Annotated in this window: 20 protein-coding genes; 8 read left to right on the top strand and 12 right to left on the bottom strand. The window is 62.8% G+C overall.

Going from position 1 to position 22,064, the window contains the following annotated elements:
• Positions 1 to 63: 63 nt before the first annotated feature.
• Positions 64 to 1,641, top strand: coding sequence for a glycosyltransferase family 39 protein (locus FCS99_RS06275; protein ID WP_138511215.1), 1,578 nt, complete (start codon positions 64 to 66; stop codon positions 1,639 to 1,641).
• Here FCS99_RS06275 and argC read toward each other — a convergent pair.
• The 3 genes from argC to FCS99_RS06260 are packed head-to-tail and all read right to left on the bottom strand — an operon-like array spanning position 1,638 to position 4,914.
• Positions 1,638 to 2,567: an N-acetyl-gamma-glutamyl-phosphate reductase gene (gene argC, locus FCS99_RS06270; protein ID WP_138511214.1), complete on the bottom strand. Its 930-nt coding sequence runs from the start codon at positions 2,565 to 2,567 to the stop codon at positions 1,638 to 1,640. The two genes, FCS99_RS06275 and argC, sit on opposite strands and share 4 nt — an antisense overlap.
• The gene (locus tag FCS99_RS06265; protein ID WP_138511213.1) at positions 2,567 to 3,898 is read right to left on the bottom strand and encodes an acetylglutamate kinase; all 1,332 of its coding nucleotides are present in this window, start codon (positions 3,896 to 3,898) and stop codon (positions 2,567 to 2,569) included. Before FCS99_RS06265 ends, argC begins: the two co-directional genes overlap by 1 nt.
• On the bottom strand, positions 3,895 to 4,914 hold the full coding sequence (locus tag FCS99_RS06260) for an N-acetylornithine carbamoyltransferase (protein ID WP_171036262.1): 1,020 nt from the start codon (positions 4,912 to 4,914) through the stop codon (positions 3,895 to 3,897). The genes FCS99_RS06265 and FCS99_RS06260 overlap by 4 nt, the downstream gene beginning before the upstream one ends.
• A gap of 209 nt (positions 4,915 to 5,123) precedes the next feature.
• Here FCS99_RS06260 and kdsB point away from each other — a divergent pair, with 209 nt between their 5' ends.
• Both kdsB and FCS99_RS06250 read left to right on the top strand, forming a co-directional pair.
• Positions 5,124 to 5,906 carry a 3-deoxy-manno-octulosonate cytidylyltransferase gene (gene kdsB, locus FCS99_RS06255; RefSeq protein WP_138511211.1) on the top strand — a complete coding sequence of 261 codons (783 nt, stop codon included), beginning with the start codon at positions 5,124 to 5,126 and terminating at the stop codon, positions 5,904 to 5,906.
• Positions 5,903 to 6,532 carry a histidine phosphatase family protein gene (locus tag FCS99_RS06250; RefSeq protein WP_138511210.1) on the top strand — a complete coding sequence of 210 codons (630 nt, stop codon included), beginning with the start codon at positions 5,903 to 5,905 and terminating at the stop codon, positions 6,530 to 6,532. The genes kdsB and FCS99_RS06250 overlap by 4 nt, the downstream gene beginning before the upstream one ends.
• 20 nt (positions 6,533 to 6,552) lie before the next feature.
• On the opposite strand, the gene FCS99_RS06245 is transcribed toward FCS99_RS06250, so the two are convergent.
• Together FCS99_RS06245 and FCS99_RS06240 are read right to left on the bottom strand one after the other, a co-directional pair.
• Entirely contained in the window at positions 6,553 to 7,422 is an 870-nt protein-coding gene (locus FCS99_RS06245) for an alpha/beta fold hydrolase (protein WP_138511209.1), read from the bottom strand.
• Positions 7,422 to 8,804: a spinster family MFS transporter gene (locus tag FCS99_RS06240; RefSeq protein WP_138511208.1), complete on the bottom strand. Its 1,383-nt coding sequence runs from the start codon at positions 8,802 to 8,804 to the stop codon at positions 7,422 to 7,424. The genes FCS99_RS06245 and FCS99_RS06240 overlap by 1 nt, the downstream gene beginning before the upstream one ends.
• A 216-nt stretch (positions 8,805 to 9,020) precedes the next feature.
• Between FCS99_RS06240 and FCS99_RS06235 the strand changes: the two genes are divergently transcribed.
• Positions 9,021 to 10,691, top strand: a complete 1,671-nt coding sequence (locus FCS99_RS06235) for a M28 family metallopeptidase (RefSeq protein WP_138511207.1) — start codon at positions 9,021 to 9,023, stop codon at positions 10,689 to 10,691.
• Positions 10,692 to 10,849: 158 nt separating this feature from the next.
• Positions 10,850 to 11,269 carry a hypothetical protein gene (locus FCS99_RS06230; RefSeq protein WP_138511206.1) on the top strand — a complete coding sequence of 140 codons (420 nt, stop codon included), beginning with the start codon at positions 10,850 to 10,852 and terminating at the stop codon, positions 11,267 to 11,269.
• A gap of 69 nt (positions 11,270 to 11,338) precedes the next feature.
• Here FCS99_RS06230 and FCS99_RS06225 read toward each other — a convergent pair whose 3' ends face one another.
• From FCS99_RS06225 to FCS99_RS06215, 3 genes are read right to left on the bottom strand one after another with little or no spacing between them, the layout of a single operon-like run.
• Positions 11,339 to 11,959, bottom strand: a complete 621-nt coding sequence (locus FCS99_RS06225; RefSeq protein ID WP_267899609.1) for a helix-turn-helix domain-containing protein — start codon at positions 11,957 to 11,959, stop codon at positions 11,339 to 11,341.
• Positions 11,960 to 12,001: 42 nt separating this feature from the next.
• Positions 12,002 to 12,640, bottom strand: coding sequence for a helix-turn-helix transcriptional regulator (locus tag FCS99_RS16245; RefSeq protein ID WP_233352682.1), 639 nt, complete (start codon positions 12,638 to 12,640; stop codon positions 12,002 to 12,004).
• A 1-nt stretch (position 12,641) separates the two neighbouring features.
• A complete protein-coding gene (locus FCS99_RS06215) occupies positions 12,642 to 13,286 on the bottom strand; it encodes a helix-turn-helix domain-containing protein (protein ID WP_171036257.1) in 645 nt (214 codons plus the stop codon).
• A gap of 235 nt (positions 13,287 to 13,521) precedes the next feature.
• Here FCS99_RS06215 and FCS99_RS06210 point away from each other — a divergent pair, with 235 nt between their 5' ends.
• Both FCS99_RS06210 and FCS99_RS06205 read left to right on the top strand, forming a co-directional pair.
• Positions 13,522 to 14,649 (top strand): hypothetical protein, encoded by a 1,128-nt coding sequence (locus FCS99_RS06210; RefSeq protein ID WP_138511203.1) that lies wholly within the window; start codon positions 13,522 to 13,524, stop codon positions 14,647 to 14,649.
• Between the two features lie 86 nt (positions 14,650 to 14,735).
• The gene (locus tag FCS99_RS06205; RefSeq protein ID WP_138511202.1) at positions 14,736 to 15,338 is read left to right on the top strand and encodes a helix-turn-helix domain-containing protein; all 603 of its coding nucleotides are present in this window, start codon (positions 14,736 to 14,738) and stop codon (positions 15,336 to 15,338) included.
• Here the strand turns inward: FCS99_RS06205 and FCS99_RS06200 are convergent.
• From FCS99_RS06200 to FCS99_RS06190, 3 genes are read right to left on the bottom strand one after another with little or no spacing between them, the layout of a single operon-like run.
• Positions 15,335 to 16,387 (bottom strand): 2-oxoacid:ferredoxin oxidoreductase subunit beta, encoded by a 1,053-nt coding sequence (locus tag FCS99_RS06200; protein WP_138511201.1) that lies wholly within the window; start codon positions 16,385 to 16,387, stop codon positions 15,335 to 15,337. The genes FCS99_RS06205 and FCS99_RS06200 overlap by 4 nt on opposite strands.
• On the bottom strand, positions 16,384 to 18,219 hold the full coding sequence (locus FCS99_RS06195) for a 2-oxoacid:acceptor oxidoreductase subunit alpha (protein ID WP_138511200.1): 1,836 nt from the start codon (positions 18,217 to 18,219) through the stop codon (positions 16,384 to 16,386). The genes FCS99_RS06200 and FCS99_RS06195 overlap by 4 nt, the downstream gene beginning before the upstream one ends.
• A complete protein-coding gene (locus FCS99_RS06190) occupies positions 18,216 to 20,012 on the bottom strand; it encodes an FAD-dependent oxidoreductase (protein ID WP_138511199.1) in 1,797 nt (598 codons plus the stop codon). Before FCS99_RS06190 ends, FCS99_RS06195 begins: the two co-directional genes overlap by 4 nt.
• 238 nt (positions 20,013 to 20,250) lie before the next feature.
• Here FCS99_RS06190 and FCS99_RS06185 point away from each other — a divergent pair, with 238 nt between their 5' ends.
• A complete protein-coding gene (locus FCS99_RS06185) occupies positions 20,251 to 20,991 on the top strand; it encodes a hypothetical protein (protein WP_138511198.1) in 741 nt (246 codons plus the stop codon).
• 115 nt (positions 20,992 to 21,106) lie between these two features.
• Here the strand turns inward: FCS99_RS06185 and gcvA are convergent, their stop codons facing one another.
• Entirely contained in the window at positions 21,107 to 22,042 is a 936-nt protein-coding gene (gene gcvA / locus FCS99_RS06180; RefSeq protein ID WP_138511197.1) for a transcriptional regulator GcvA, read from the bottom strand.
• Between the last annotated feature and the right edge of the window lie 22 nt (positions 22,043 to 22,064).

Raw genomic sequence — 22,064 nt, 5'->3', positions numbered from 1 at the left:
GAAAAGCGCATAGGCTGCGGCGAAAATGTTACACTTTTTTCAGCCCGCCGACCGGATTGCCGCATGACTGATTCTCCCTCCTCGCCGACCGCGAAAGTCGACCGCTGGATGCAGGCAACCCTAGTCACGGTTGCGGCCTTCGCGATTGCCCGAATTGTCATGCTCGCGGTTTCGCCGGTCGCCCTCCACGCCGATGAGTCGCAATACTGGGTGTGGTCGCGCACCTTCGACTGGGGCTATTTCTCCAAGCCGCCCATGATTGCCTGGCTGATCGGCCTGTCGACGACCCTGCTCGGCGACAGCGATTTCGCCGTTCGCCTGCCTGCCCCGCTTCTGCATACGGGCACCGCCCTCTTCCTCTGCCTCAGCGCCCGCCGCCTCTTCGATGCCCGGACCGGCTTCTTCGCCGCGCTCACCTGGCTCACCCTGCCGGCCATCTGGCTGTCCGGCTTTGTCATGTCGACCGACGCCATCCTGCTGTGCTGCTGGTCGGGCGGAATTTATGCTTTGCTGCGCCTGCGTCATGAAGGCGGCTGGGTCGCCGCCGCCGGTCTCGGCCTCGCGATCGGACTGGGCTTCCTGTCCAAATACGCGATGATCTATTTCCTGGTCGGCCTGGGCATTGCGCTCCTGCTCGACCGCGCCACCCGCACGGCCCTGCTCGGCCCGCGCGGGGCGCTCGCGATTGCCATTGCCGCGCTCTGCCTGGCGCCGAACATCGCCTGGAATGCCGCCCACGACTTCGCCACCGTCTCCCATACGGCAGCGAATGCGAACTGGGGCGGCGACCTCTTCCATTTTGACGAGATGATGAGTTTCCTCGGCGACCAGCTCGCCGTATTCGGCCCGGCTCTCTTCTTCGTCCTGGTCTATCTGGCCGGCCGGAACCTCGCAGCTTTCCGGCAGATGGACGCCGACACCCGCCTCCTGCTCGGCTTTATCCTGCCGCCGCTGATCGCGGTCACCATCCAGGCTTTCCTCAGCCGCGCCCACGCCAATTGGGCGGTCAGCGCTTACGCGGCCAGCACGATCCTGGTCGTCGGCTTCCTTATGAGCGGGGCGGTCTGGCGGCGCTATGTACTGGGCCTGTCCATCGTCGGTCACTCCCTGCTCGGCCTGCTCATGGTGGCCCTGGCCGCCAGTCCGGCCCTGGTCGTCGCGATGAATGGCGAGAATGCCACCAAGCGGATCCGCGCCTGGGACGATACCGCCGCCGCCATCGCCGAGGCCGCGGCAGAAGGTGACTACACCTATATCGTCTTCGACGACCGCAATGTGTTCCACCAGACCCAGCGCTATGCGCCGCAATTGCACGGACAATTGCGCATGTGGCTGCGCCATGCCGGTCCGTTGAACCATGCCGAGGATGTCTGGCCCCTGCCGGAGAGCTTCGAGGGCGAGATCCTCATCGTCTCCCATCGTCCGATGGAAGTGCCACGCCTTCGGGAGGACTTCGCCGTGTTCGAGCCGGCCGGCACGCTGGCCATTCCGCTGGATGGCCGCATGACGCGCGACTTCACCCTTTGGCGCGCCGCGGGCCCGCAACGCGTCACGCGCGATGCCGAATACGAGGCCCGCTGGCAGGCCCATGATGAAGAGGTCGGATACCGGCGCGGCTACAGCACCGGCGAGGACGACTAGACCGCCTGTTCCGGCAGCCCCAGCGCCAGGGTGAGATTCTGCATGGCCTGGGTCGCTGCGCCCTTGAGCAGATTGTCGAGCGCGCTGACGATCACCGCCTTGCGGCCTGTCTCATCCAGGGCGAACCCGCCGATCACGGCACCGGGCTGGTTGGCCCCGTCGCGAACCTCGGGAATCCCGTCCATCACCCGGATCAGGGCTTCGCCGGCATAGGCGTCCTGATAGACCGCCATCAGCGCCTCACGCGTGGTCGGCTCGGTCAGGGTGAGATGGGTCGTGGCGACAATGCCCCGGAAGAATTGGGCGACATGCGGGGTGAAGCGCACACCCTCGCCCGTATGCCGCGCCATTTCCCGCTCATGGATATGACCGGTGAGCGCATAGGGCATCAGATTGTCGGCCAGGGCCTCGGTGTCATTCTTGCGCGACGGCGTCGTCCCGGCACCGGAATAGCCGGACACGCCGAAGACATGGGCATCGCCACTGATCCGGCCGCGCAGCGGCGCGATCGCCAGCTGGCCCGCCGTGGCGTAGCAGCCCGGATTGGATATCCGCCGCGCACCGGCCAGGGCCTCGCGGCCATGGATTTCCGGCAGGCCATAGACCCAGGCATCGTCAAAGCGATAATCCGCCGACAAGTCGACGATCACAGTCGCCTCCGGCAAACCCGCCACGAAGGGCGCGGCCGCGCCATTGGGCAGGGCCAGGATGACGGCATCCGCCCCGCTTGCAGCGATCTCATCCGGCGCCATGGCGACAAAGTCCAGACCGGTGGCAATCTCCGGTGCCATCTCGCTGACAGGGCGTCCGGCGAATTCGCGCGAGGAGGCGAAGGCGAGCTCCATATCGTCCCGCCCGGCAATCAGGCGCAGCAATTCCCGGCCGGTATGGCCCCGCGCGCCGATCAGTCCGATCCGCGCCGTCATCACACCGCCTCCAGCGAGGGCGGCAGGGCAAAGGCCTGGTCCACGACATCGCGGATATCATCCAGATCGATGTTTTCGCCACGCCAGAACACGGTCCACTCACCGCGGCGCACCGCGCCGTCGCATTCGTCGAAATAGAAGCCATTGACCGGATTGGTCGTGCGCGACCGCCAGATCAGGCGCGGCGCATATTCGACCAGACGGTGCCAGACTGCCCGGCCCAGACCTTCCCCGCGGGCATCATCCAGCACGGCGAACTTGTCCAGATAGATCCAGCCGCCCAGCTTCGTCGTAATCGCGGCCGCGCGATAGCTGTCGGTCACGAAGGCCTGGTCGAGGACGAGACTGTCCCAATAGCCGGCCACCGGCTTGCGGCCGAAGGCGCGTTCGATCAGGGCGGAAATCCGCTCGGCATCCAGGCTCGCCTTGTCAGTCGTCGCCTTGATCCGCTCACCGCGGCGCACCAGCGTCCCGGCCCCGGCATGGGTGAAGAGTTCGCGCGCCAGTTCGGACGGTTTGGTGATCGAGACCGAGCTCGACAGCGGCAGATCGTCCAGCAGGCGCTTGATCTCCTCCAGCTTGAGCTGCATGCCGCCATTCACCCAGTCCGCCTGCATCAGATCGTCGAAATCCGTGGCCAGGTTGATCGAGGACAGGATGTCCCCATCCGCGTCCAGCAATCCGCCCGTGCCCGTCAGGAAGACCACCTTGTAGGGCTGCAGCGCATGCACCAGGGCGCGCACGGCCACGTCGGCATTCACATTGACGATACAGCCATCCTCGGTCTCGCCGAGACAGGCGAGAATTGCGGCCTGGCCGGCGCGGGCGGCTGCGGCCACCAGGTCCAGACGCACCCGGCTCGGCTCGCCGACACGCCCCAGCGTCTCGGCATCCATGATTTTCGCCTCGAACACGCCGCGCGGGATCGCGGCGGCGCGGCCGCCGGCATGGCGGATCGCGTCGACCAGGGAGAGGTTCGCTTCGGTCAGCGTGTCGCGGATGATCGGGATCGCCTTGTCGCGGGTGACGCGCAGGCCATTGACCCGTTCCGTCTCGATACCGGCTTCGGTCAGCGCCGCATCCAGTTGCGGGCCCCCGCCATGCACGACAACCGGCGTCAGCCCGACCGTCTGCAGGAAGGCCAGCGCCGAGGCGAGGCCCGGCAAATCGTCCTGGATCACAGCGCCACCCACCTTGATGACGGCAAAGCGTTCCTGGTCGACCCCGGAGAAGCGGTGCAGGTATTCGCGAATCTCCTTGCCGTCGCGCATTTGCGACAGCAATTGGACGATCGTCTGGCGCACCGGCGGTGCGGGAGGCTGGTTGCTCATTCATCCCCTCCCTGCAGGGCCAGGGATTCCATCACCGCCTTTTGCACGTGCAGCCGGTTTTCCGCTTCCTGGATACCCATGAAGGCATCGCTGTCGACGACGGCATCCGCGATTTTCACATTGCGGCGCATCGGCAGGCAGTGGGAGACGACGGCATTATTGGTCAGCGCCATCTTTTCCGGCGTGATCATGAAGTCGGCACCCTTGGCCCGGAACGGGGCTTCCTCGTCCCAATTGCCATAGAAGGGCAGCGCGCCCCAGCTCTTGGCATAGACCACATCGGCGCCGGAATAGGCCGCCTCGGTGTCCGTGGTCAGAGTGACGGAACCGCCGCCTTCCGCCGTGAAGCGCTCGGCGGCGTCCATGTAGCGGCTGTCCAGTCGGTAGACTTCGTCCGGCACGAGAATGCGGACATTGGCGCCGAATTTGGACGCGATCAGCAGGGAGGAATTCGCCACCGCCGTGTTGAGCGGTTTGGGATGCGGCACCCAGGTCAGCAGATAGTTCTTCCCGGCGATCGGACCGCCCGTGCGCTCCTGCAGGGCCAGCATGTGCGCCAGTTCCTGACAGGGGTGGATGATGGTCTCCATATTGATCACCGGCACGGTCGCGTGCTTGGCAAAGGCGGTGATCATCAGGTCCTCGCGCTCCCGCTCCCAGTCCTTGAATTCCGGGAAGCAGCGGATGGCGATAATGTCGACATAGGAGGACAGCACGCGCGCAGCCTCGCGCACATGCTCTTCCTCGCCGCCATCCATGATCGCGCCGTCAGAGAATTCCAGCGGCCAGGTCGCACCCTTGGCGTCCAGCACGATGGCATGTCCGCCCAGCTGATAGGCGCCGATATCGAAGGAGGATCGGGTTCGCAGCGACGGGTTGAAGAATAGCAGCGCGATCGACTTGCCCTCCAGCGATCGGCTTTTCACGCCCGACTTGAAGGCGGCGGCTCGGTCGAGCAGGCCCTGAAGTTCGTTGCGTGACCAATCTTCGGTGGACAGGAAATGGCGCATCTGGATCTCTCGCCGTGTTGCTGGGGTGAACAAAAATACCAACACCCGGTCCCTCGGGCCGGGTGTCGTGCACGTCCTTAGGCCTGATACGCCTGTCTCGCAACAGAAAGAGCAGGACAAGCCCGCCGTCGACCATGCACGATGACAGTGACCGCAGAGTGGAAATCGCCGCTGTGTTGTGGAACAAGCGAAGCGAATTTGCTCAAGGTCTGGCCATGTCCGTTCTCGCTGTCATTCCCGCCCGTTACGGCTCCACCCGTTTTCCCGGCAAACCACTGGCGAAAATCGCCGGACGCATGATGGTCGAGCGGGTCTGGCGCATCGCCGCCGCGGCGCCGGGCGTCGACCGGGTCGTGGTCGCCACCGATGACACCCGCATCCTGGAGGCCGTCCAGGCGGCGGGCGGTGAAGCCGTCATGACGGATGAAGCCTGCCGCAATGGTACCGAACGCGCGCTGGACGCCATGAAGCGTCTGAAGAGCGATGCCGAGATCATCATCAATGTGCAAGGCGATGCCCCGCTCATTCCGCCCTGGGTGATCGGCGGGGTCGCCGAAGCCATGCGCGCCGATCCGTCGCTCCAGATGGCCACGCCCGCCGTGCCCTTGCCGCCTGAGACGGAAGCCATGATGCGAGAAGCCAAGGCTAGGGGCTCTGCATCGGGCACCACCGTCGTCTTCAACAGGGCGATGGATGCGATGTATTTCTCCAAGAATGTCATCCCCTTCCGCCGCAAGCCCGGCGAGGGCGCGCCCGCCTATCAGCATATCGGTCTTTACGGTTATCGCCGCGACACGCTGGAACAGCTCGTCGCGCTAGAGCCGACGCCGTTCGAGCTGACCGAAAGCCTGGAACAATTGCGCGCCCTGGAGAACGGCATCCCGATCCGGGTCGTGCTGACCGATTATCGCGGCCGCTCGGCCTGGTCGGTGGACGCGCCGGAGGATGCCGTCCGCGTCGAAGACATCATCGCCCATGAAGGGGAGCTGTTGGAATGAGCCGCATCCTGCTCGCCCGTCACGGCAATACATTCGGCCCCGGCGACACGCCGGTCTGGGTCGGGGCGAAGGAAGACCTGCCCCTGGTCGAGAGCGGCGAAGCCCAGGCCCGCGCCCTCGGCGAGGCACTGGCCGAAGCCGGTCTCACCCCGTCGCGCATCATTTGCGGCCCGCTCAAGCGCACCCGCCGCGCGGCCGGGATCGTGGCGGAACTGACCGGTTATTCCGGCAGCGAAACGATCGATGAACGCCTCAAGGAAATCGATTACGGATCCTGGGGCGGCAAGTCGAATGACGAGATCATCGCCGAGTTCGGCCAAGAGGCGCTGGATTGCTGGGACAAGCAGCACCGCCGCCCGCCCGGCGCCGACTGGTCACCCAGCGAAGCCGAACTGGAAGCCAATGCGCTCGCCGCCATGACCGACGCCGCCGCCGAGGATCTCACCCTGGTAATCACCTCCAATGGCGTGCTGCGCTATATGTATGCCGCCCTCACCGGCCCCGAGGCCGCCGCCAAGGTGAAGACCGGCCATATCTGCGCCGCCCGGTTTGACGGCGAAGCCGGGGAACGCCTGTTCTGGAATGAAAAACCCGGCGCAGACCTGCTGCGCCGGGCATTTTCCTGATCCGTCAGGGCGGCTGACGCCTAGTCGACGCGGCCGAGAAAGGCCTCGATCGCGGCCCAGGCTTCCGGTTCCGTCATGAAGGGCGCGTGGCCGACATCGGGGACTTCCACCGTGTCCAGGTCCGGCTTGCGGCGCTTCATCTCGGCTACCGTCTCCGGCGAGAGCAGGTCGGACACACCGCCCCGCACCACCAGGGTCGGGATCGGACCGAAAGGCTCCCAGAACTCCCAGATATCCGGCAGCGGCTCATCGCCATCGATCATCGAGATGATATTGCCGTCATAGTCGAGCACGATCTGGCCATCCTGCTCGATCCAGGTCTTGCGGGCGAAATCGAGCCAGAAATCCTCGTCATGATCCATCAGCGGGAAGGCGGCGAGATTGCCGTCCCGGGTCCGCGCAGCCGCCTCGGCCCAATCTGCTACCGGCTCGCGGCTGGCGGTGTTCTGCTTGATCCGGTCCAGGCCCGGCTTGGAGATGGACGGGCCGATATCATTGATCACCGCCGCGGCAATGCGCTGCGGCTGGGTACCGGCCACCATCATCGTCATCAGACCGCCCATCGACGTGCCGATGAAGACGACGCGCTCCAAACCCAGTTCGTCGAGCAGGCCGATCATGTCGGCGGCATAGACCGGCGGCATGTAGCGTTCGGTCTGCGGATCCGCGTCCGACCGGCCACGCCCGCGCTGGGACGCCACGATGACGCGTCGGCCCAGACCGGCAATCTTCGGCGCCAGCTCCTCGAAATCCTTCACATTCCGCGTCAGCCCGTGCAGGCAGAGCACCGGCAGTCCGGTCGTCTCGCCCACGGCCGGATAGTCGCGGTAGTGCAGTTTGAGCCCGTCGGCATTGGTGAAGAAATGATCGGTGAACATCGCGTCGGTCATTATGCGGGCTCGGCCTCCGTGCTCGGCTCGGCCGCAGGAGCGGTATCGCCTTCCCAGTCCTTGGCCAGGTAGCGGGACGCAATGAAAAGCATGGCCGCGGCAGCAAGATAGAAAGCGCTGCCACACAGGATCGAATAGCGCAGACTGTCATCGCCGAAAGCACTCGCGAAACCGTCCGACATTGCGCCGATCACCAAGTCGCCGATACCGATGCCGATCAGATTATTGATCAACAGGAAGAGAGCAGACGCCGTAGCACGCATATTCGGCGGAACAATGTGTTGGAATGCGGCCAGGACCGGTCCCAACCAAGCCAGCGACAATGCCGTCGGAACCAGCATGACGAAGAAAATCAGCGTCAGATTGGTCGACAGCACAGCGGCAATCAGGAAGGGAGCAGTCGCAAGAAATGCGACGGCAGGAACAATCGCGTACGCGCTTCGGGATTTGGCACCCAGCTTGTCAGCCAACTGTCCACCCATCCAGATACCGACAATGCCGCCCACCAGAACCACGGTTCCGTAGAAATATGATGCGTAGAGTACCGCAGGAGCGCCCTCGGGGAAGAGGAAGCCGGGTGCCCAGCTGAAGAATTCCACCAATCCCTCCGAATAGGAACGGACCAGCAGGGTCGGAATCCAAGCAAACAGCCCGTAGCCCATCATGGACGAAAAGGCAGCACCCACCGACAAGGCCCAGAAGCTCGGCTTCGTCATCAGTTTGCGAATGACGGGCATGACGCCAACAGGGGTCGGCTTCGGGCCGGCATCGAAACGGCCGCGCTCAGGCTCACGCATGGTCAGGCGGAAGATAGGGGCGAAAGCCAGGCCCATTACCCCGATGATGATGAAAGCGGCACGCCAATCGAGCAAGGTCACTACAACGCCACCGAAAACAATCCCCACGGCACTGCCAATAGGAATGCCGAACGAATACACGGCCAGTGCGCGCGCGCGTTGCTCGGGCGGAAAATAGTCAGAGACGATTGAGTATGCAGGGGCCACGCCGCCCGCCTCTCCGACCCCGACACCCATCCTCGCGAGGAATAGCTGAACAGGTGTCGTGATCATGCCGCATACGGCCGTCATCAAAGACCAAAGTGACAATGCAATGGTCATGATCCAGACCCGGCTCGACCGGTCCGCCAGCCAGGCGATCGGCACACCCAGGGTGGAGTAGAATAACGCGAACGACACGCCCCGCATCAAGCCCATCGTCGTATCGGACACGCCCAACTCTTGCTGGATCGGAATAGCGAGAATGCCGATGATCTGACGATCAATGAAGTTGAAGGTGTAGACGATAATGAGGGTAATCAGGACATAGGTCCGGTACCCCATGTTCGGAGCCGCCGGTGCAGCGCCCTGTGTTGTATCCGTCATGCTCTCTCCCCACGGCATACCGCTCCTTCGAGCCCGCCGCTCCTTTTTGGTTTGCCCTGAACATGAATGGTCATTCAGGTTTGGTCAAACCCCAATTCCCGCAATCTGTGTGATGCGACCCCTTGTGCACGAACGGCACGAATGCAGGATGTGCCACACTTTCGTGACCTAGCCCAAGGGCCCTGCATCGAAATTCGGCCCGCAGAGGGGAAAAGAATGACCCGTTTTGCACTTCTCGCCGCGCTGGGCGGCCTGATGGCAACGGCCTGCACGCCGGCCGACGAGCCGGCGGAGACCGCCGAAGCCTCGCTTACCTCACCTGAAATCACTGAAGCCGATCTGCGCTGGCGCATCGCCACGCTGGCCGATGATGCCTTCGAAGGCCGCGCTCCGGCGACCGAGGGCGGGATGGCCGCCAGCCAGTGGATCGCCGACGACATGGCCCGCATGGGCTTCGAGCCGGGCTATGAGGGCAGCTATTTCCAGCCGGTCCCCCTGCTGGAAGTGACGCTGGATGAAGAGGCCTCCTCGTTCGACGTCGCCTTCGAGGGCGAGCCGCTCGGCCTGACCATGGGCGAGGATGTCGTCTACTGGACCAAGCGCGCCGATGAGGAAGTGGCCATCGCCGACAGCGAGCTGGTCTTCGTCGGCTACGGCGTCGTCGCACCGGAATATGGCTGGGACGACTATGCCGGCCTCGATGTCGAGGGCAAGACCGTCGTCATGCTGGTCAATGATCCCGGCTATGCCGATCCGGACAGCGGCCTCTTCAATGGCAATGCCATGACCTATTACGGCCGCTGGACCTACAAGTATGAGGAAGCCGCCCGCCGGGGGGCTGCCGGCGTCATCCTGATCCACCAGACCGAACCGGCCTCCTATGGCTGGAATGTCGTCTCCGGCTCCTGGACCGGTGCCCAGCTCGACCTCGCCCGGGAACCGGGTGAAGGCACGTTCGCGGCCGTGGAAAGCTGGGTTTCCGAAGATCGCGCCCGCCAGATGTTCGAGCTGGCCGGCCTGGATTTCGACAGCCTGACCGCTGCAGCTGCCCAGCCGGGCTTCGCCCCGGTGGAGATGACCGGTATGACGGCCTCCGGTTCGCTCTACAATTCCACGCGCACCATGGATTCGCGCAATGTCGTGGGCATCATCCCCGGCACCACGCATCCGGACGAGTATGTGATCTACACCGCCCACTGGGACCATATCGGCGTGCGCCATGTGCCCGAGGGCGAGGACGGCCTCTATAATGGCGCCGTCGACAATGCGACCGGCACCGCGGCCATCCTGGAAATCGGTGAAGCCTTCATGGCCAATCCGCCGGAACGCTCCGTCATGATCCTGGCCGTGACCGCCGAGGAATCCGGCCTGCTCGGTTCGGCTTATTATGGCGAGAACCCGATCGTGCCTTACGAGCAGTCCGTCGGGGGTATCAATATCGACGCCATGCTGCCGACCGGCCGGTCGCGCGATGTCGTCGTCGTCGGCCACGGCGCGTCGGAACTGGAAGACCTGCTGACCGCCGCGGCGGCCGAACAGGATCGCTACATCGTGGCAGACCCGAACCCGGAAGCCGGCTATTTCTACCGCTCCGACCACATCTCGCTGGCCAAGCACGGCCTGCCCATGCTGTACGCGGATGGCGGCGAAGATCTGCGCGAAGGCGGCACAGAGGCCGGCCAGGCCATGGGCGCCGACTACCGCGCCAACCGCTATCACGGTCCGGCCGACGAATATTCGGAAGACTGGGCCATGTCCGGCATGGTCGAAAACACCGAGCTGTTCTTCGATGTCGGTCAGCGCCTCGCCAATTCGACCGACTGGCCGAACTGGTATGAAGGCAATGAATTCCGCGGTCTCCGCGATGCCCAGATGGGCACCGAATAGACCGGATCAACCGGGTACATGAATAGGGCGGCCCGCCATGCGGTGCCGCCCTTCTCATGTGACCAGAAAAGCCGGTGTCCCTTCCCGGCCGCTGCACACAATCTTAAGCACCGGGAGTCAGTATCACACCGAAAAGCCACCAGGGGAGACAGGGCAAAATGGCTGGATCGACACGGGCTTTGAGCCTGGCCGGGCTTGGACTCGCGCTTGTGGGCACGGCCCATGCCCAGGATTTCAGGACGCCGCAAGATGGTGATTACTTCACCGCCTTGTCCCCCGATGGCGCGACCGTGCAATTCCTGTTTGGTGGCCCGAGCGGGAGCATGAGTCCCACTCCGGGGACCCGCTCCGGCAGTGTTCAATTCGGAACGACAGACGATTTTCCGGGCTTCTGGACGGTGGACAGTGAGAGCGGCGAGATCACGGTGACGATCATCGACCCCTACTCGCTTGTCGGCACGTGCGACCGTTGGCCGGACTATATAATCGGTGAAACACTTCCGGCGGGATCCGAGCGGGCCTGCTGGCTGCCGGAGCAGTTCAGTCAGTACACGGTGACCTATCACGGCCAGCAATAGCCGGCGCGGCGACTGGCCGACGACCAGACCTGATCGAAATTTCAGAGAAGAGCGCCTGTCGCCACGGCCTTAGAAGGTCCGCCGCAGCACGACCTTGTCGCCGCGCTCTTCGAGACGGGACGTATACTTGCTCTCATCGACCACGGCGCCGGAATGCACGCAATAGACAGTGCGGGCCTCGGAAATGCGGGGCCAGTGGATGAAATCATAGAGCACGGTCTTCAGGCCGGAGGCGACATTGACCTCCATCGATCCCAGGCTCTGGCCATAGGCCAGATTGTTCTGGAACATGCCCTCTTCGCGAAGCCGGCCGAGCGCGGCCATGAAGTCACCGCCCAGGAAGTCCTTCACATTGCGGCCCTCGGCCTCGTGCCGGGCCAGGCCGAACAATTCCAGCGCACCGCGCGAGACCGCCTTGATCATGCCCATGCTGTCGGTGACGAATTCGATCGACGGATTGAGCGTGACCAGATCGACCCAGGTCGGGGCCGGGGCCACGACAAACGCATCCTGGACCAGTTCGGCCATGCGGCGCTTGACCCGTTCGGGCGGCTCACTGTCCCCGTTTTCCCAGCGCGAGATCATCGCCTGGGTCACGCCCAGATCAGCCGCCAAAGCCGCCTGCTTGAGGCGTTTGGACATACGGAAATTCCGGATCACTGACGGCCAGTTCACCTTGCTGGACGACATTGACAAACTCATGTCCTGAACCAATTGCGTCCCCTCCAGGGCCTATTCGGCGAAATGCATTTCAGTCTGGCCGGCCAGAATGCGCCGCAAGCGTTCAAACTCGGCCTGCGGTATCCGGGCACCTGTCAGCATCCAGCGAATTTCGCCATCTTCTCCCCTATGCGGCCAGTGCAGACCCTGTACGCAATGCCTGACCCCATGCCCATTCTTGTCGACAAAACTGTAGTTGTCAGCACTTTCAACGGTTTCGACCGCTTCGTCAAAAAATCTGGCGTTTTTTAGTCGAATAAAGAGCTGCGGCAGATCGCCTGAAAACACCTCATCGATATACTTTCCCTCGATCTGGTCGGCCGGCTGTTCCAGAAGGCGGGCCATTCCCTGGCTCACCGTTTCCAGCGATCCCGTCCGATCCACCACCGCCGCCAGCCCCGGTTGCTGGGCCACAAAGGCGCGCCACCCGACCAGCGGAACCGCGGCTTCCGTTGCCAGCAAGGCCCGGATCCGGGCCTGCATGACCGCGCTGGGATCAACCAGTCCGGCCTCCCATCGCGAAATCATTGCCTGGGTCACGCCCAGATCCTCGGCCAGGGCGGCCTGTTTGATATTGTGCGATAGCCGGTAGCGGCGAAGGCGGTCGCGCCAATCTGGTGAGACAGGGGTCGAGCGGGTGCGGCGGGGCATGTCAGATCGCCTTCCGGATGACGCGCGGGCCACCCAGCCGGGTGCGGACATCCTCGAACACGCTGCGCGAGACCGAAGCGCCCGAATAGAGCCAGACAATCTGCGGGCCGCGCAAGAAGGTCGGCCGATGCAGTCCATGGGTCCGGGCACCGCGATCGGCGCCATCGGGTCCGTGGAAGGCGAGCCGGTCCATGCTTTCCGCCGAGGCAACCCGCCCCTCAAAAAATCCGCTGGCGACCAACGTGTCGTACAGGGTGACGAAATCGCCGGAGAAGGCTTCATGGCAATAGCGGCCTTCCAGGTCATGGCGGTGACAGCCCAGCGCCCGTTGCAGCCCCTGGCTGGCGCGCAGGATTCGGCCCTGCGCGTTGATCACGGCTACCAGGGAAGGGTGCCGGCCGACCCGCTCCAGCCACACCGATCGCGGCACGGTGGAATGGGCCTGCCAGTACAGGTCGAAGATCCGCTCCTGGATGCGGGGGCTCGGCAGGGCCGTGCCGGATTCCCAGCGGGAAATCATGGTCTGGGTCACGCCCAGATCATGCGCCATCGCAGCCTGCTTCAGGCCTTTGGAATGCCGGTAATGTCGGATCACGGACGGCCAGTGAATGTCCGAAACATCCGTGGAAGCTAACACCTGGTTCATCAGCGCAACTCCGTCAGAACGGGGCGCCGGCCGCGGCAGGCTTGAGGTTCTAAAATATAACTGATCCCGCCATGAAGGCAAGTTTTGAAGCCTCACAAAACCAGTTGTGCGCGTTAAGTGCCTGAAGACCCGCGACAGTTTTGTGAAATTATCCGACCCAGCTGCATTGCCGATTGATCCGGCATGACCGGACTTGCTACCTGCCTGCGGGCTTCCCATCGGACAGGGTTACATCATGACAGACATCTCGCTTGCGGCCTGGGTGTTCTCGATCGTCGGTTTTTTGATCGCGGCCTATTCCATCGTCGCCAATGATGCGATCCAGACCCTGGGGACCTTCCTCAGCTCCAACGCCAAACGCCCCTGGCTGATCCTGTGGGCCTATGCCTGCTCCATCATCGTGGCGGTCATGCTGTGGGGCTGGTTCATGGGCGGCCAGGACATTGCCTTCGGACGGCTCAATTCCCTGCCCTATCCGGAAGCCGGCGTGCAGTGGTGGCATGCCATCCCGCCACTCTTCCTGCTGGTCCTGACGCGCTATGGCGTCCCGGTGTCGACCACGTTCCTGGTGCTGACCATTTTCGCCCTGACCGGCGGTGCGGAGACCGAGGGCGTGCTGCCGAAAATGCTGACCAAGTCCGCTCTGGGCTATCTGGTCGCGATCGGCGCAGCCTTCGTCATCTATCTGCTGATCTCCCGCATCTTCGAACGTTGGGTTCACAACACGAAGGACAAGCCACACCACCCGGTCTGGTTCCTCGCCCAATGGGCCTCCACCGCTTTCCTGTGGTCGCAATGGCTGATGCAGGACCTGGCCAATATTTTCGTCTTCCTGCCACGCTCGACGGACCTCGTGCCGGTGATGGAGAACGGAGCGCCGCTGATGCAGGACGGTGCCGCCGTCCTGCAGACCCAGGTCAGCTTCTCACCGCTGCTTCTCGTCTTCGCGACCGGCGTCATGCTGGCCCTGCACGCCATCATCTTCGCGACGCGCGGCGGCGAGATCCAGAAGATCGTGCTCAGCAAGACCAATACGACGGACATCCGCGCGGCAACTCTGGTCGACCTCTTCTACGGCATCATCCTCTTCATCTTCAAAGAGCTGAATGACATCCCGATGAGCACGACCTGGGTCTTCCTGGGCATGCTGGCCGGCCGCGAGATTGCCATCGCCTATGTCGCCGGCCTGCGCTCGCGCATGGAGGCGGTCTGGGATGTCGCCAGTGACGTGATCCGCGCCGGCATCGGCCTGGTGATCTCGGTGATCCTGGCCATTTTCCTGCCAGCCATGGCGCGGGGCGAACTGGGTGCCCTGATGAGCGATCTGCCCGGTTATGTGGGTCACGCGCTTGGACTTTCTTAACGATTAATTAATTATGAGTGCCGCGTCAGGTTTCGATTTTCTACAAAGAAAACACGAGACTAACAGGGGACGGGGTAGACTCGGTGATGGATTGGCCAAAAACGGTCCGAGCCCTTCGGTTGCGATTGCGCCTGAAACAAGGGGCCATGGCTGAACTGATCGGCGTCAGCCAGACCTATATTTCCAGGCTTGAATCCGGCCTTGTGGAGCCGGCGCCGCACGTTGCGGACGCCATCCTCACCCTGTCGAGCAATCCGCGCACCCGCAGCACGTTCGACGATTTTCTCGCGACGATCCGCTACAGCCCCTTCCCCACCTTCCTGGTCCAGCCGGAACCGGAGAGCGGACGCTATACGGTGGAAGCGGTCAGCGCCGCACTCGACGAGGATTGCGTCGCCAACCTGTCCGATCTGACCGAATGCGAGGCGCTGGGACCGCTGCGCGACCAGATCGACACGATCTGCCAGTCCGGTCTGCGGGACGGCGACGTGCTCAGCGCCACGGCCTACTGGTGCGATACACGCCCGGAACCGCGCTATTGGGCAACCCGCTACACACCGGTCCGCGATGAGGCTGGCCAGTGCTTCCTGCACGGCACGCTCAGCGAACAGAGTGCCAATGATTACGAGGAATGCCTGCGGTCAGCCGGCACGGACCTGATCATCGAACGCTTCGGTGCCAGCGCCTAGCGATAGCGCTTCTGCAGCGAGGCAAGGGCCGCCTTGCCCGGGTTCAGCGCTTCATAGGGCAGCTGGTTCAGCGGTGTCTGCGGCAGTTTGTTTGCCGCATGCATGTCCGGCATGTCCTCATTGAGATAGAGCAGGCCCGTGCGGATCTCGCCGCCACCATCATTGATCATCAGCGTCTCGATCGCCTGCGCCTTGTCGCGCGGGTCGTAATCGCTGTCCGTCTTGCGCAGGCGCAGCTCGCCGCCATCGTGCAGCGTCACCCGCATCGCCCCGTCCTCGGCATATTGCCCCGTGATCTCCTCGGCATGAGCCACGAAATCCGTGTGCACGAGCGGGTGATAATACTTGTAGGTATGGGCATAGCTCTTGGTCGAGCCGGCATGGTCGTTGAAGGTCACGCAGGGCGAGATCACATCGATCATGGCAAAGCCCTTGTGCTTTAGCGCCGCCTTCACCAGCGGCACGAGCTGCGACTTGTCGCCGGAAAAGGCGCGCGCCACGAAGCCCGCCCCCAGCGTCAGCGCCTGGATGCAGGGATCGATCGGCGTCTGCTCGTTGGGCACGCCCTTCTTGGTCGTCGAACCAATATCGGCCGAGGCCGAGAACTGCCCCTTGGTCAGCCCGTACACGCCATTGTTTTCAATGATGTAGAGCATGTTGAGATTGCGGCGGATGGCATGGGCGAACTGGCCAAAACCGATCGACAGACTGTCACCATCGCCGGAGATCCCGATATAGTGGAGATCGCCATTCACGGCATTCGCGCCCGTCGCCACGGACGGCATGCGGCCATGCACGCAATTGATGCCGTGCGACTGGCCCATGAAATAGGCCGTTGTCTTGGACGAACAGCCGATGCCGGAGACCTTGGCCGCGCTTTCCGGCGCCAGGCCGAGTTCCCAGAAGGCCTGCACCAGGGCGGCGGTGACCGAGTCATGGCCGCAACCGGCACACAGGGTCGACATCACGCCTTCATAATTGCGGACCGTCAGGCCCAGCTCATTCTTGGGAAGGTGCTTGTCGATGAAGGGTTTCGGCATGGAGGTCATGCGGCGTCTCCCAATTCGTCGAGATGGGCACAAATGCCCTCGACGATGAATTTCGGATTGGCGGACATGCCGGCATAGTCCAGCACGGAGACCAGCTTGTCCTTGTTCACATCGGTCTCGTTGACCAGAAGCGTGCGCAATTGCCCGTCGCGGTTCTGCTCGACGACGAAGACCTCGTCATGCTCGGACATGAAGGCCTCAACCTCGGCATTGAAGGGGAAGCCCCGCACCCGCAGATAATTGAGGTTCACACCCTTGGCAGAGAGCTGGTCCAGCGCCTCGATCACCGCCCCGTCACAGCCGCCGACCGAAATGATCGCCCGCCGCGTCGGCGCATCACAGCGCTTGATGACCGGGCCCGGCACGAAGTCCGCCGCCCGCTTCCACTTGCGCACCAGGCGGTCGACGACCTCCTTGTACTCCTCGCTGTCCTCGGTATAGCCGCCCTTCCAGTTATGGCCGGAACCGCGGGTGAAATAGGCACCCTTGGGATGCACGCCCGGCAGGGTGCGATAGGTGATCCCGTCGCCATCCTTGTCTTCATACCGGTAGAATTTCTCGATCGCTTCGAGCTCGTCCTTGCCCAGTACCTTGCCGCGATCGGGTTGGTAGCTGTCATCCCAGTCCAGCTCCGGCACCATCCAGTCATTCATGCCGATATCCAGATCCGTCATGAAGAAGATCGGCGTCTGGAAGCGCTCGGCCAGGTCGAAGGACTGGACCGCCATCTCGAAGCATTCCTTCGGATTGGCCGGGAAGAGCAGGATATGCTTGGTGTCGCCATGGCTGGCATAGGCCGCCAGCGTCAGATCGCACTGCTGGGTCCGCGTCGGCAGACCGGTGGACGGGCCTGCCCGCTGCACGTCGAACAGCACGACCGGCACCTCGCCATAATAGGCAAAGCCGATGAATTCGCTCATCAGGGAAATGCCCGGACCCGAGGTCGGCGTGAAGGCGCGCGCGCCATTCCAGCCCGCCCCAATCGCCATGCCCACCGAGGCCAGCTCGTCCTCGCCCTGCACGATGCAGAAATTCTTCTCGCCGGTTTCCTTGTCGACGCGGAACTTTTCGCAAAAGCTCTTGAACCCGTCCATCAGCGAGGTGGACGGCGTGATCGGGTACCAGGCACCGAAGGTCGCACCGGCATAGACACAGCCCAGGGCAGCCGCCGTATTGCCGTCGATCATGATATGCCCGGCCGTCGCATCCATCGCTTCGACCTTGAGCGGCAGCGGATCGGGATAGTGCTCGCGCGCATAGTCCAGACCCAGATTGATCGCCTTCATATTGGCCGTGATCAGATGCTCCTTGGTGCCGAACATCTCATTGACCAATCCCTTGATCACCTCGACATCCAGCCCGGTCAGACCGGCCACGGCGCCGACATAGGCCATGTTCTTCATCAGCACGCGGGTGCGGGCATTCTCGAAGACCTCATTGCACATCCGCGCCAGCGGCACGCCGATCGCGGTGACATCCTCGCGGGCATGCAGGTCCGGCCGCGGCCAGGTGCTGTCATAGAGCAGGAAACCGCCCGGCGAGACCTCGGCGAGATCCTGCTTGTAGGTCTCCGCATTCATCGCGACCATGAATTCCGCCGTGCCCGAACGCGCCATGTAGGCGTCCTTGGTCAGGCGGATTTCATACCAGGTCGGCAGGCCCTGGATGTTGGACGGAAACAGGTTCTTGCCCACCACGGGCACGCCCATGCGGAAGATTGCCTTCATCAGCAATCCATTGGCCGAGGCCGAGCCGGTGCCGTTCACATTGGCGATCTTGAGGACGAAGTCGTTCACACGCACTTCGCTGGCCGTTTCGACGAGGTCTTTCATTCCGCCGCTACCTTCCCGGCTTCATTGTCGACGTGCGGAATGAAGATGTCCGCATCCTGCATGTCCCAGGCCGCCGTCGGGCAGCGTTCGGCGCACAGGCCGCAATGCAGGCACAAATTCTCATCCTTGATCATCACCCGGCCGGTATCCTTGAGCGGCGCGGAGACATAGAGCGCCTGCTCCTTGTTCGTCGCCGGCACGCGCAAGCTGGCGCGCAGCGCGTCTTCCTCGCCATCGGGCACGATCGCCAGGCAATCGACCGGACAAATGTCCAGACAGGCATCGCACTCCTTGCAGAGCGGCGCCTCGAACACGGTCTGGACGTCGCAGTTCAGACAGCGCTGAACCTCGGTCGCGATCCGTTCCGCATCAAAGCCCAGCTCGACTTCCATCTTGCGGTTGGACAGGCGTTCCTGGAGCTCCACCAGCGGCATGTCGCGGCGGTGGGAACCGTCATAGGAATTGGAATACATCCATTCATTCACGCCCATCTTGGCCGAGGCCAGATTGACGCCGCGCGGCAGGCGCTCGTCCAGCGCCTCGCCCTCGCAATGCTTGTGGATGGAGATCGCCGCCTGGTGGCCGTGCTCGACCGCCCAGATGATGTTCTTCGGACCGAAGGCGCTGTCGCCGCCGAAGAAGACACCCGGCAGGGTGGAGGCATGGGTCGTCTCATCGACCAGCGGCACGCCCCACTTGTCGAACTCGATGCCCAGATCGCGCTCGATCCAGGGGAAGGCGTTTTCCTGGCCGATAGCCAGGATGACATCGTCGCACGGGATGATCTTGGTGCCGGCCTTGCGGGTCTCGGTGATCTCACCATCCGCGTCGAGCTCGTACTCCATGAGCTCGAACTCCATCCCGGTCAGCTTGCCGTCTTCGACGACGAAGCGCTTGGGCGAGTGGTTGACGATGATCTCGACATTCTCGTCCTCGGCATCCTCCAGCTCCCAGGGGGAGGCCTTGAAGAATTGCCGCGGCTTGCGGGCCATCACCTTCACATCATCCGCGCCCAGGCGCAGCGAGGTGCGGCAGCAATCCATCGCGGTATTGCCAACGCCGATGATCAGGACGCGCTTGCCGATCTTTTCGACATGCTCGAAGGCGACGCTTTCCAGCCAGTCGATACCGATATGGATATTGGCGTCGGCTTCGTCGCGGCCCTCGATCTTGAGGTCCTTGCCCTTGGGGGCGCCGGAACCGATGAAGACGGCGTCATAGCCCTCATCCATCAGGCCTTTCAGGCTTTCGATCCGGGAGTTGAGTTTGATCTCGACGCCCATCTTCTCGATATAGCCGATCTCCTCATCCAGCACTTCTTCCGGCAGGCGGAAGGAGGGAATGTTGGAGATCATCAGACCGCCGGGACGATGGTGCGCCTCGAACACGGTGCATTCATAGCCCAACGGCGCCAGGTCATTGGCCACGGTCAGCGAGGCCGGACCGGCGCCGACCAGGGCGATCTTCTTGCCATTCGTCTGCGCCGGTTTTTGCGGCACGAGATGGCTGACCTCGTCGCGATTGTCGGCGGCCACGCGTTTGAGCCGGCAGATCGCCACCGGCTCCTCTTCCACGCGCCCGCGCCGGCAGGCCGGCTCGCAGGGCCGGTCGCACACCCGGCCCAGAATGCCCGGAAAGACATTCGAACGCCGGTTGACGAGATAGGCTTCGGTAAATTTCCCCTGAGCGATCAGGCGGATATATTCGGGAACCGGCGTGTGTGCCGGGCACGCCCACTGGCAATCCACGACCTTGTGATAATAGTCGGGATCGCGCGTATCGGTCGGCTTCATGCTCCTCACCCCGGGCAATTGCCCGCAATTTGTTGCGCAGACCGCGAGAAAGGGCCCGCTTTTCTTGCGTCCATTCTCACATCCGTTACGCGCAGCGGGTCAAGCGAATTCCCTTGTAAAACCACGAGATGTGAACGGATATGTTTGCAGCTGAGAGTGAGTTGCAGAAATGCGCCTGACCGAGTCGAGGAGAATCGCTAAACTATGAGCTGCGAGCGAGTCGTGCAGGAATCCGAAATTGCAATATGTATTCGCACAGGTAGGCCAAACTACAGCAAGTTCACTCTGGGAAACGCTTATCTTTCCTTTGCTTGGCGTCGTAATAGGTGGCGCCATATCCTTGCTAACAGCGGTGTATTTTGACACCAAGAGCAAAAGAAAGCAAAGATTCGCGAATGGGATCATTTTTGTCACCCACGCAACAAGGCTTATAAATGACGTGGCTTCAATATACCGCCCAACAATGCGGCAAATAAACAAAGCCGGCGTTCTATTTGATGAACGCAATTATTGGGCCGCTATTCTTCCGTTCGTGTCCTCAAGAGACGACAATTTTACTACACCGATCGAGTGCACGAGCTTCGCAATTGAGGACCTGGGAGACGAAATAACAAATAACTTCAATCAATTGATTCTTTTCAGGAACTCACTTGTGCACGCTACGAATTACTACAGCAAACTCCGCCTGGAGCTCGCAGAAATGCTGGACGAGCATTCGACAATTGAGGAAGGAAATACAACCGGCGGGTTGATGACTTCGGCTTTTTCCAGCGAAGGAAATGCTGGTCTGCTAAGACGGATCGGAGAAGTTAGAGGACTAGCCTCAGAGCTAGTAGAAATCGCAAAAGATTCCAATAGATTGTCCAACTCTCTGACCGACCAAATCAACCAGAAGCTGAACCAAAAATTCCCCAAGAAGAACAAGTTATTTGGAAGCGGCACGAAGAGCGCATTTCCCTATCGCCTGGGAACTGCATAGAGAACGTTTCATTGGCGAAAAAGCGCCCTGGCTCATCCTGCCCCAGAGCCGCCAAGCCCTTGCTGGATAAAGCGCTCAAAAGTCGGATCAGGGGCAGCGCGAAGCGCCAGCAAACCTAAAGCTCATCCACCGAATGCTCATGCTCCCGCGCCTCACTCCTCAGCCAGGCAATAAACGCCTCCGCATCCGGCGAAAGCGGCCGGTTGCGCGCCGTCACGATGTGATAGGCCGAGCGCACGGGCGTCGTCCCGTCCGCGAACAGCGCCACCAACCGGCCTGAGGCCAGGTCATTCTGCGCCAGGGCGCGCTTGGCCAGGGCCACGCCGCGTCCGGCCACCGCCGCATCGATCACCAGGGCGGACTGGTTGAAGCGGACGCCCCGCGCTGTATCAACGCCGCGGACATTGCGGGCCTTGAGCCAGGAGGCCCAGTCGGCGCCGTCCACTTCGGTTTCCGGCGAGGCATCGTGCAGCAGGGTCTGGTCGGCCAGATCCCGCGGACGCCGCAACTCCACCCCGGCGCGCAACAGGTCCGGCGAGCAGACCGGCAGGACTTCCTCGGGCAGGAGGCGTTCCTCATTCAGTGTCATGTCGCCGCCCGGACCATAACGAATGCCCAGATCAGCGGCCCCGGCCGACAGGTCCACCCGTTCCGAGGTCGCCGCGATCCAGACTTCCAGCTCCGGATGGTTTTCCTGGAAGCGGAACAGGCGCGGCGCCAGCCATTTGCCGGCGAAGGAGGGCGCGACGGAGACCGTCAGGGCCCGGCGCTGCAGGGGCTGGCGCATCAATGAGACGGCCCGCTCCAGGGTTTCAAAGGCCTCCGACGCCACATTGGCGGCCGCCCGGCCGGCCTCGGTCAGGCTCAGCCCCCGCCCTTCCCGCACGAAGAGGGCGGCGCCGACATGCTCTTCCAGCGAGCGGATCTGCTGGGAGATCGCCCCCGGCGTCACCGCCAATTCATCGGCGGCGCGGGCAAAACTTTCCAGACGCGCCGCAGCCTCGAAGGCACGCAGCGCATTGAGCGGGGGAAGGCGGGAGGAACGAGCCATGGCCTCACTTTAGATTTTCTAA

Source organism: Maricaulis alexandrii (assembly GCF_005871165.1).
GTDB lineage: Bacteria > Pseudomonadota > Alphaproteobacteria > Caulobacterales > Maricaulaceae > Maricaulis > Maricaulis alexandrii.
This window is presented reverse-complemented; position numbering and strand designations above follow the sequence as displayed.

What these genes read in the sequence shown, in the direction of transcription:
- FCS99_RS06200 (WP_138511201.1), bottom strand. Translation starts at nt 16,387, where the DNA reads ATGACCTCCATGCCGAAACCCTTCATCGACAAGCACCTTCCCAAGAAT.
- FCS99_RS06190 (WP_138511199.1), bottom strand. Translation starts at nt 20,012, where the DNA reads ATGAAGCCGACCGATACGCGCGATCCCGACTATTATCACAAGGTCGTG.
- FCS99_RS06195 (WP_138511200.1), bottom strand. Translation starts at nt 18,219, where the DNA reads ATGAAAGACCTCGTCGAAACGGCCAGCGAAGTGCGTGTGAACGACTTC.
- FCS99_RS06240 (WP_138511208.1), bottom strand. Translation starts at nt 8,804, where the DNA reads ATGACGGATACAACACAGGGCGCTGCACCGGCGGCTCCGAACATGGGG.
- FCS99_RS06210 (WP_138511203.1), top strand. Translation starts at nt 13,522, where the DNA reads ATGACAGACATCTCGCTTGCGGCCTGGGTGTTCTCGATCGTCGGTTTT.
- FCS99_RS06215 (WP_171036257.1), bottom strand. Translation starts at nt 13,286, where the DNA reads ATGAACCAGGTGTTAGCTTCCACGGATGTTTCGGACATTCACTGGCCG.
- gcvA (WP_138511197.1), bottom strand. Translation starts at nt 22,042, where the DNA reads ATGGCTCGTTCCTCCCGCCTTCCCCCGCTCAATGCGCTGCGTGCCTTC.
- FCS99_RS06205 (WP_138511202.1), top strand. Translation starts at nt 14,736, where the DNA reads ATGGATTGGCCAAAAACGGTCCGAGCCCTTCGGTTGCGATTGCGCCTG.
- argC (WP_138511214.1), bottom strand. Translation starts at nt 2,567, where the DNA reads ATGACGGCGCGGATCGGACTGATCGGCGCGCGGGGCCATACCGGCCGG.
- FCS99_RS06245 (WP_138511209.1), bottom strand. Translation starts at nt 7,422, where the DNA reads ATGACCGACGCGATGTTCACCGATCATTTCTTCACCAATGCCGACGGG.
- FCS99_RS06275 (WP_138511215.1), top strand. Translation starts at nt 64, where the DNA reads ATGACTGATTCTCCCTCCTCGCCGACCGCGAAAGTCGACCGCTGGATG.
- FCS99_RS06230 (WP_138511206.1), top strand. Translation starts at nt 10,850, where the DNA reads ATGGCTGGATCGACACGGGCTTTGAGCCTGGCCGGGCTTGGACTCGCG.
- kdsB (WP_138511211.1), top strand. Translation starts at nt 5,124, where the DNA reads ATGTCCGTTCTCGCTGTCATTCCCGCCCGTTACGGCTCCACCCGTTTT.
- FCS99_RS06265 (WP_138511213.1), bottom strand. Translation starts at nt 3,898, where the DNA reads ATGAGCAACCAGCCTCCCGCACCGCCGGTGCGCCAGACGATCGTCCAA.
- FCS99_RS16245 (WP_233352682.1), bottom strand. Translation starts at nt 12,640, where the DNA reads ATGCCCCGCCGCACCCGCTCGACCCCTGTCTCACCAGATTGGCGCGAC.
- FCS99_RS06250 (WP_138511210.1), top strand. Translation starts at nt 5,903, where the DNA reads ATGAGCCGCATCCTGCTCGCCCGTCACGGCAATACATTCGGCCCCGGC.
- FCS99_RS06225 (WP_267899609.1), bottom strand. Translation starts at nt 11,959, where the DNA reads ATGTCGTCCAGCAAGGTGAACTGGCCGTCAGTGATCCGGAATTTCCGT.
- FCS99_RS06235 (WP_138511207.1), top strand. Translation starts at nt 9,021, where the DNA reads ATGACCCGTTTTGCACTTCTCGCCGCGCTGGGCGGCCTGATGGCAACG.